This is a genomic window from Candidatus Micrarchaeota archaeon, from assembly GCA_028866575.1.
In the GTDB taxonomy this organism is placed as follows: Archaea; Micrarchaeota; Micrarchaeia; order Micrarchaeales; family Micrarchaeaceae; genus UBA12276.
In genome coordinates, this window is the sequence record JAGWHU010000032.1 from 1 (window position 1) to 2,056 (window position 2,056).

The 2,056-nt window shown below is 48.3% G+C and carries 6 protein-coding genes; all 6 read right to left on the reverse strand.

All coding sequences use genetic code 11. The annotated features are described in order from the left end of the window. Positions 1-110: 110 nt before the first annotated feature. Entirely contained in the window at positions 111-356 is a 246-nt protein-coding gene (locus KGI06_06195; protein ID MDE1871799.1) for a hypothetical protein, read from the reverse strand. A gap of 113 nt (positions 357-469) precedes the next feature. Beyond that, positions 470-631, reverse strand: a complete 162-nt coding sequence (locus KGI06_06200) for a hypothetical protein (GenBank protein MDE1871800.1) — start codon at positions 629-631, stop codon at positions 470-472. A gap of 23 nt (positions 632-654) precedes the next feature. Further along, positions 655-957, reverse strand: coding sequence for a hypothetical protein (locus KGI06_06205; GenBank protein ID MDE1871801.1), 303 nt, complete (start codon positions 955-957; stop codon positions 655-657). 155 nt (positions 958-1,112) lie between these two features. Beyond that, positions 1,113-1,364, reverse strand: a complete 252-nt coding sequence (locus KGI06_06210; GenBank protein ID MDE1871802.1) for a hypothetical protein — start codon at positions 1,362-1,364, stop codon at positions 1,113-1,115. A gap of 4 nt (positions 1,365-1,368) precedes the next feature. Continuing rightward, positions 1,369-1,524 carry a hypothetical protein gene (locus tag KGI06_06215; GenBank protein MDE1871803.1) on the reverse strand — a complete coding sequence of 52 codons (156 nt, stop codon included), beginning with the start codon at positions 1,522-1,524 and terminating at the stop codon, positions 1,369-1,371. Positions 1,525-1,699: 175 nt separating this feature from the next. Beyond that, positions 1,700-2,056: hypothetical protein (locus KGI06_06220; GenBank protein MDE1871804.1), on the reverse strand; the 357-nt coding region annotated here is incomplete at its 5' end.

The window sequence follows — 2,056 nt, forward strand, 5'->3', positions numbered from 1 at the left end:
AACCAACCAATAGCCAGTCCTAACAATAGCGATGTCGCCAGCCGCCAAAATGGCGTCAAACTCGGCTTGTGTTGTTGCTTCTTGTCTAAGGATCGCCTGATAGTTATCACTCATTCTCCCACCTCCTTTGCGGTGGCTTCATCAGCGGCGAGGGCTCTTTCAGCCGCCTTTACGGCGCACTGCGCCTCACCAGCGTTGCCGTCCGCGTATAGACAATTTTCTAGTGCCTTTCGTAGCGCCTCAATGCGCTTGAGCAGGCGCGGCACGGCGTTGGCGGCGCACTGAGCGTATTCAATTTCAGCCTGCCAGCGAGCGGGAACAATACTTCTTTCGAGCGTAGCTTCCCACCGAGCCATGAACTCTCGGAGGTCATTCCACAATGCAGGTCCGTATTCAAGATGGTTAGTCCGTATCCACGGCAAATGCGCCAGCTCAGCCAGCTTCAGCAGCTTTTCATCTTCGGGTAGCATTACTTCTCCTTTTCAAGTCGCCTCTTTTCCTCTTTAAGATGCCTCAAAAAACGGATACCGGCCTGACCTTGAAGCACGCCTTGAGCTATACTAACCAAATCACGCTCAGCATCGGATAATTCATCATCCCGAGGGTCATAATAAGCCTCAGTTTCAGCCAAACTATCATCGGCATCTTTAGGCATCACTTCTCCTCCTCAACGGGTTCGTAGGTTGCTTGAAACATCTCATCCTTGACGGGGTAGAACTCGCCTTCGGCGTCTCTGATTATCCAGTCACCGAGCGATGCGAACATGGCACCTTTGGATGTATGAATCATTACACGACCCGAGCTGTTTGGTGTGAATGGTTGCCATATGGTGCCGCCTGCTCCCCTTTCTCCATAAATTAGTATCTGCCCATAATTTAACCCTTTTGGCACGTGCGCAAGTCTCCATCGGGCTTTTCTTGGTGCTTCATTTGGTACTTCATCTCTCTTCCTCAGCATTTACCACATAACAAGCCGCGCCACAACAGTCAGATACCAGTTCGCTGCACTTTTCATAGGGGCCAAAAGACCAGCCGTGTTTTTCCTCCCAATACACAACGTTAGCATCACACGAGTTATTGCAGCGCTCGCAAATGGTAATTTGATTCATGCTATTACTTGTTCACCCTACAACCTGAGTTGTAGAGTAACTTATACAGCTTTTGGCGCTGATCCATAGGCAGCTCCAAACATGCTGAGATCATAGAATCTGCATCCTGGGTATTGTCGCTCTTTCTGGTTATGAGTTCGTCGGCTATTACATTATATTTCAGTTGTATTAGAGGAGTTAACTGTTTCCAGTCATCTTTATAGTCAAGCCGAGGAACCCGCCATATTACCCATTTCCACAACTCTTCGCCGGTCATAAGCTTACTCCATTAGCAGCGCGTTTGCCAACGCTGTCCATTTTGCCCGTTCCTCAGGGCTGAGCGATTCCCAGCTCCCCCCGATCATAGTATTATCGGAGAATTGCTCCTTGACCCACAGATAAAATTCTTTACCGAAGTTGGCGTCTGTGTCTACCATAACTTGAGTTGTAGGACTTTTGTCAATAATGTGCTTGCGAATAGTGTCCATGCTGTTTGATCCTCGGCGGTCAGTGATTCCCACTCTGGTTTGAGAGCTAAACTATCAGGAAAACGATCCTTAAGCCATAAGTAAAACTCTTCGCCAATGCTAGTATGTGCGCTTACCATGGTTATTATCCCGTTGGACCTACATAGCGGAGTGAACTGGTGTTGACCATCTTACCAGCTCTAAGTCTTGCCTGTAAAGCGCCCAAGTCAACGTTTAACGTCTGACAAATCGTCTTAACCGAGAATACACCGTCGCTTTCATTGTCAAACAACCATTCCGTCGCTAATGGATCACCGTATTGCTTTGTGTGATGCTTGGTAACTGGCTTGGGCTTATCCTGGTGGCATCGTATGGCGTCCCGGAGAATCTCAATCATCAAGTTACGAATCGGATCGTCTCTATACCCACGAGCCATTTGAGAAGGCAGAATGATTGAGCAATCTTCCTCTGAGTCTGAGTGATCGTAGCTCATGATAATGCC